Here is a 5,545-nt window from a genome sequence, read left to right as displayed (position 1 = left end):
AAGACGGTGGGCCGCCAGGCCGACGGCGTCGCCGCCTATCGCCGCGCGCTGGAGCTGCGCCCGGCGCTCGGCGAGGCGTGGTGGAGCCTCGCCAATCTCAAGACCGTCCGCTTCGACGAGGCCGACATCGCGGCGATGGAGGCGGCATCGGCGGCGCCCGACATCCAGGACGAGGACCGGTTCCATCTCGATTTCGCGCTGGGCAAGGCGTTCGAGGACCGCGGCGACGCCGGCCGCGCCTTCGGCCATTATGCCGCGGGCAATGCGCTGCGCCGCACGCAGCTGGTCTACGATGCCGACGAGACCGATCGCTTCGTCGACGATTGCATCGCGCTGGCGACGCCCGACTTCTTCGCGGCGCGGGCGGATTGGGGATGCGACGCGCGCGATCCGGTCTTCGTGCTCGGCATGCCGCGCGCGGGATCGACCCTGGTCGAGCAGATCCTCGCCAGCCACAGTGCGATCGAAGGCACCACCGAGCTCCCCGACCTGCCCGCGCTCGCACGCCGGATCCCCGATTATCCCCATGGTCTCGCCACGCTGACCGCGGAGCGCGCGCGGGAACTGGGGGAGGAGTATCTGCGCCGCACCGCCGTCCAGCGGCGCAGCGATCGCCCATTGTTCGTCGACAAGCTGCCCAACAACTGGGCCCATGTCGTCCTGATCCGGCTGATCCTGCCCAACGCGACCATCATCGATGCACGCCGCGAGCCGCGCGCCTGCTGCTTCTCCAACTTCAAGCAGCATTTCGCGCGCGGCCAGGCCTTCAGCTACGCGCTCGACGACATGGGCCGCTATTATCGCGCCTATGCGCGACTGATGGCGCATCTCGACCGGGTGCAGCCCGGCAAGGTGCACCGCGTGATCCACGAGGCGTTGGTGGCAGACACCGAGCGCGAGGTGCGGCGTCTGCTGGAGGCCTGCGGTGTCGATTTCGAACCGGCCTGCCTCGCCTTCCACCAGACCGAGCGGGCGGTACGCACCGCGAGCTCCGAGCAGGTTCGCCAGCCGATCTTCACCGGCGGGGACCGTGCGTGGAAGCCCTTCGCGCCGCATCTCGCGCCGCTTCTCGCCGCGCTCGGCGACGTGGCGGAGCGCTATCCGGACGTCCCCGATTCTTTGTAACGTTGCAGAAACATCACGGTCGGCGAAGATTGCACATGCGCGTCCGCGCGGCGATTGACGTTTATTGCGCCGCACCACAGTCTCGCATGACATCGATGTTACGCTTGGGGGCCGCGATGATCGTTTCAATGCGCCGTGCCGTGATTTCCGGGTTGCTCGCTTCGACTGCCCTCCTCCTCCCAGCCGTAGCGCAAGCCCAGGAAACACAGACCGCCCCCGAGGATTTGCCGCCCGATCGGGACGAGATCGTCGTCACTGCGCAGAAGCGTGACGAGAACATCCAGTCGGTGCCGATCAGCATCCAGGCGATCGGCACGCGCAAGCTCGACCAGCTCAACATCTCCAACTTCAACGAATTCACGCAGCTGCTGCCGTCGGTAGCGTTCCAGACGTCGCAGCCCGGCGTCACCACCGTCTATATGCGCGGCGTCGCCTCGGGCGGCGACGGCAACCATTCGGGCTCGCTCCCCTCGGTCGGCAGCTATCTCGACGAACAGCCGGTGACGACGATCGGCGGCACGCTCGACGTGCACATCTACGACATCGCGCGCATCGAGAGCCTCGCCGGGCCGCAGGGCACGCTCTACGGCGCATCGAGCCAGGCCGGCACGATCCGTATCATCACCAACAAGCCCGATGCCAGCGCCTTCGATGGCCGCGTCGATGCCGAGGTGAACACCGTCGCGCATGGCGGGCAGGGCGGCAAGCTGGAGGGCATGATCAACGCGCCCTTGTCCAACTGGGCGGCGCTGCGCGTCGTCGGCTTCTACCAGCGCGACGCGGGATATATCGACAATGTGCCGGGCACGCGCAGCTTCCTGCCGCAGCCGGGCGGCATCACGGTCGACAATGACGAATTCGTCGAGGACAATTACAACGACACCGAGACCTGGGGCGGGCGTGCCGCGCTCAAGGTCGACCTGGACGAGACATGGACGGTCACGCCGACCGTGCTCTACCAGGAGATGCGCGGCCATGGCAGCTACGCCTTCGACCCGCAGGTCGGCGATCTCGAGGTCCAGCGCTTCTATCCCGAATCGCGTCGCGACCGCTTCATCCAGGGCGCGCTGACGATCGAGGGCAAGATCGGCAATTGGGACGTCACCTATGCCGGCGCCTATCTCGACCGGAAGACCTATTCCTCGAGCGACTACACCGATTATTCGGAAGCCTATGACAATCTCTACGCCTCGGTGGGCGGCCTCGCCGGCTATTTCTACTATCTGGACAATGCCGGCAACACGATCGACCCGCGCCAGCGGGTGATCGGCACCGATCATTTCAAGAAGACCAGCCAGGAACTGCGCGTCGCGTCGCCGGCGGAGGATCCGTTCCGGATCGTCGCGGGCATGTTCTACCAGCGCCAGTCCAACCTCATCCACCAGGACTATCAGATCCCGAACCTCGGGGCCGACGTGTCGGTCAACGGTTCGCCGGGCACGCTCTGGCTCACCCAGCAGCATCGCGTCGACAAGGACTATGCGATGTTCGGCGAGGCGAGCCTGGACCTCACGCCGCAGCTGACCTTCACTGCCGGCGGGCGTGCCTATATCTATGACAACTCGCTGATCGGTTTCTTCGGTTTCGGCCGCAACCCGGGTGTCGACCCGGCGGACGGGCGTCCGTACACCGCCTCGCCGTTCAACGCCGCCGGCAGTTCGCGAACGGGCGTTGCCGGCTGCTACCTGACCGATGGCAGGACATTGCGCGACGCCTATCTCGACGGCGGCGACACGAGCGCGTTGCTGCCGGCGATGGTCGAAGGCGGGCCGTGCACCAATCTGGCGACCTATGTGGACGGCAAGCTGATCCCCAAGAAGACGAGTGGGCAGGGTGTCACTTACCGTTTCAACCTGACCTGGAAGCCGAGCGACGGGCTGATGTTCTACGCCGTCGCTTCGAGCGGCTTCCGGCCGGGCGGGATCAATCGCCGCGGCGATGTCGGTCCCTATTCCGCCGACGTCCTCTACAATTACGAACTCGGCTGGAAGACGACGTTGGCCGATGGCAGGCTGCGCTTCAACGGCGCGATCTACCAGCAGAGCTGGAAGGACTTCCAGTTCTCGTTCCTCGGTCCGAACAGCTTCACGATCATCCAGAACGGCCCCGACGCGCGCATTCGCGGCGTTGAGATGGATGCCAATGCGACGCTGGGCGGGCTGAATCTGACGGTCGCGGGCTCGTATACCGACGCCAAGACGCGCGAGGATCTTTGCGCGACGCAGATCTGCATCGGCGACGGCAGCGACGTGTTGGCACCCGAGGGAACCCGGCTTCCGATCACCCCGCGCTTCAAGATCAGCGGCACCGCGCGCTACAGCGTGCCGCTGGGATCCGGCCGCGGTTACATCCAGGGGCTGGTCGCGCATCAGAGCTCGGCGTCGTCGGACATCCGCATCGCCAAGGCCGCGGCGCTCGGCCGGCTCGAATCCTATACGACCGGCAATCTGGCGCTGGGCTTCGAGCTCGCCAAGTTCAACTTCGAGCTGTTCGCGCAGAATATCTGGGACGAGCGCGGGCAGATCTCGCGTTTCCAGCAATGCGGCGCGTGCGACCAGCGGCCTCTCATCGTGCCGATCATGCCGCGCACGATCGGCCTGCGCGCCGGAACGCGGTTCTGACGCTGCCCTGGCGTCCCGCTGAGGTCGGTAGCCTCAGCGGGCGCGGTTCTTGCGCAGGATCGCCAGGATGATCGTCAGGAACGCGACCAGCCGGACCAGATAGACCCAACTGCGCTGCTCGTCGGGAATCCCGCCGAGCGCGAGGATCGCCTGGCCGACTCCCAGCAACAGGAATGCCGCCGCGAAGGCGAGGAACAGTTCCTCGCGCGTGTCGCGCCAGAAACGCAGGAAGAACAAGGCGGCGGTCGCGAAGCCGAGCGTCACCGCGCCGGAGAGGAAGGCGAGCAGGGTCACGAATCCTCCTCCATGTCCCAGACGAAGCCGAACAGGAGCACCGCCACTGCCGCCAGCGAGAGCAGCAGCCGCACCAGCCCCAGGTCGGCCGAGCGGATCAGCAGCAGGTCGACGATCACGAACAGGTTGTTCGCGGCGAGCAGCCAGAAACAGAGCGCGCTCCATAGCAGCAGCCGCATGCCGCTGCGCCGATAGCTGCGGCCCAGCAGCAGCGCGCAGGCGGCGCTGGTCGCGAAGCAGAGCAGATAGACGATTGCGGGGAACCACGCGGTCATCTCAGTCCCTCCACAGCTTGAACGCATCGGCGAAGCTGCTCAGGCCCGAAGCCGCAGGTGCGACGATCATCCGGCGCACCGCGTCGGGCCGGCTGGCATAGAGCCCCTCGGCGGCACTCGCGAGTGCGTCCACCGCGTCCGACGTCGGCTGATAGCGGACCAGCTGTCCGGGCCCGATCACCACCAGTCCCGCGGCGAGCAGCGATTCGACGCTCTGCGACACCACCAGGTCGCTGCCCCTGAGCGCGACGACCAGGTCGCTCTGCTGCCAGGCGCGATCGCGGTGCTTCTTCAGGAAGCACAGCAGTTCGAGCGCCCAGACCGAGCGAAAAGTCGAGCGGATGAAGCTGGAAACCTCTTGTCTGGCCGGCATTCTGCATGCCGTCTCCCATCCGCGTGTTTCCCCCGAGTTTCGCGGCCATTCCTAATGGTTCGACAAAATGTCGCAACTCGCCGCAAATCCGTGTGCACGTTCACTTTTCCTACATCACGCCTGTTGCTATGCTTGTCCCAGGCCGGGGGGCCGTTCAGCGTTTCTGGGGGGTGGGATTCTTGCCGGGAGTACCAGGTGAACGCCGAACTACCTCGCGAAACGCTCGATCGCCGTCAACTCGTCGCTGCGCTCCGCAGCTTCCGCCGCGGTGATTTCTCCGTCCGCCTGCCCGAGGACCTGCCGGGCACCGATGGCGAGATAGCCGCGCTGTTCAACGAAGTCGTCGCCATCGAGGATGGAATGACGAGCGAGTTCGAGCGCCTGTCGCGCGTCGTCGGCAAGGAAGGCAAGATCACCCAGCGCGGCCATGTCCGCGGTGCCACTGGCGGCTGGGAAGCCAAGCTCCGCTCGGTCAACGAGCTCATCGAGGACATGGTCCAGCCGACCGCCGAGGTCGCGCGCGTCATCGGCGCGGTGGCCAAGGGCGATCTTTCGCAATCGATGACCGTCGAGATCGACGGCCGCCCGCTGCGCGGCGAGTTCCTGCGCATCGGCAAGGTGGTGAACACCATGGTCGAGCAGCTCGCCTCGTTCGCGTCCGAAGTGACGCGCGTGGCGCGCGAAGTGGGTACCGAGGGCAAATTGGGCGGCCAGGCGCGCGTGAAGGGCGTCGCCGGCACCTGGAAGGACCTCACCGACAACGTCAACGCGATGGCGACCAACCTGACGGGCCAGGTGCGCAACATCGCCGAGGTGACCACCGCGGTGGCCTCGGGCGACTTGTCCAAGAAGATCAC

The 5,545-nt window shown here is 66.2% G+C and carries 6 protein-coding genes; 3 read left to right on the top strand and 3 right to left on the bottom strand.

Annotation, left to right across the window (positions count from 1 at the left end; translation table 11 throughout):
• On the top strand, positions 1-1,125 hold a 1,125-nt coding region (locus tag MT490_RS06450), incomplete at its 5' end, for a sulfotransferase (RefSeq protein WP_297385333.1).
• 224 nt (positions 1,126-1,349) lie between these two features.
• The gene (locus MT490_RS06445) at positions 1,350-3,746 is read left to right on the top strand and encodes a TonB-dependent receptor (protein ID WP_363321730.1); all 2,397 of its coding nucleotides are present in this window, start codon (positions 1,350-1,352) and stop codon (positions 3,744-3,746) included.
• Between the two features lie 33 nt (positions 3,747-3,779).
• Here the strand turns inward: MT490_RS06445 and MT490_RS06440 are convergent, their stop codons facing one another.
• The 3 genes from MT490_RS06440 to MT490_RS06430 are packed head-to-tail and all read right to left on the bottom strand — an operon-like array spanning position 3,780 to position 4,688.
• Positions 3,780-4,040, bottom strand: coding sequence for a DUF5985 family protein (locus tag MT490_RS06440; RefSeq protein ID WP_297385329.1), 261 nt, complete (start codon positions 4,038-4,040; stop codon positions 3,780-3,782).
• Positions 4,037-4,315 carry a DUF5985 family protein gene (locus MT490_RS06435; protein WP_297385327.1) on the bottom strand — a complete coding sequence of 93 codons (279 nt, stop codon included), beginning with the start codon at positions 4,313-4,315 and terminating at the stop codon, positions 4,037-4,039. The genes MT490_RS06440 and MT490_RS06435 overlap by 4 nt, the downstream gene beginning before the upstream one ends.
• Position 4,316: 1 nt before the next feature.
• Positions 4,317-4,688 carry a hypothetical protein gene (locus MT490_RS06430; protein WP_297385325.1) on the bottom strand — a complete coding sequence of 124 codons (372 nt, stop codon included), beginning with the start codon at positions 4,686-4,688 and terminating at the stop codon, positions 4,317-4,319.
• Positions 4,689-4,883: 195 nt separating this feature from the next.
• Here MT490_RS06430 and MT490_RS06425 point away from each other — a divergent pair.
• On the top strand, positions 4,884-5,545 hold a 662-nt coding region (locus MT490_RS06425), incomplete at its 3' end, for a HAMP domain-containing protein (protein ID WP_297385323.1).

The sequence above is a fragment of the Sphingomonas sp. genome (assembly GCF_026460985.1).
Taxonomy (GTDB): domain Bacteria; phylum Pseudomonadota; class Alphaproteobacteria; order Sphingomonadales; family Sphingomonadaceae; genus Sphingomonas.
Note: the sequence above shows the minus strand (reverse complement) of the source record. Positions and strands in the feature narration are given on the sequence as shown.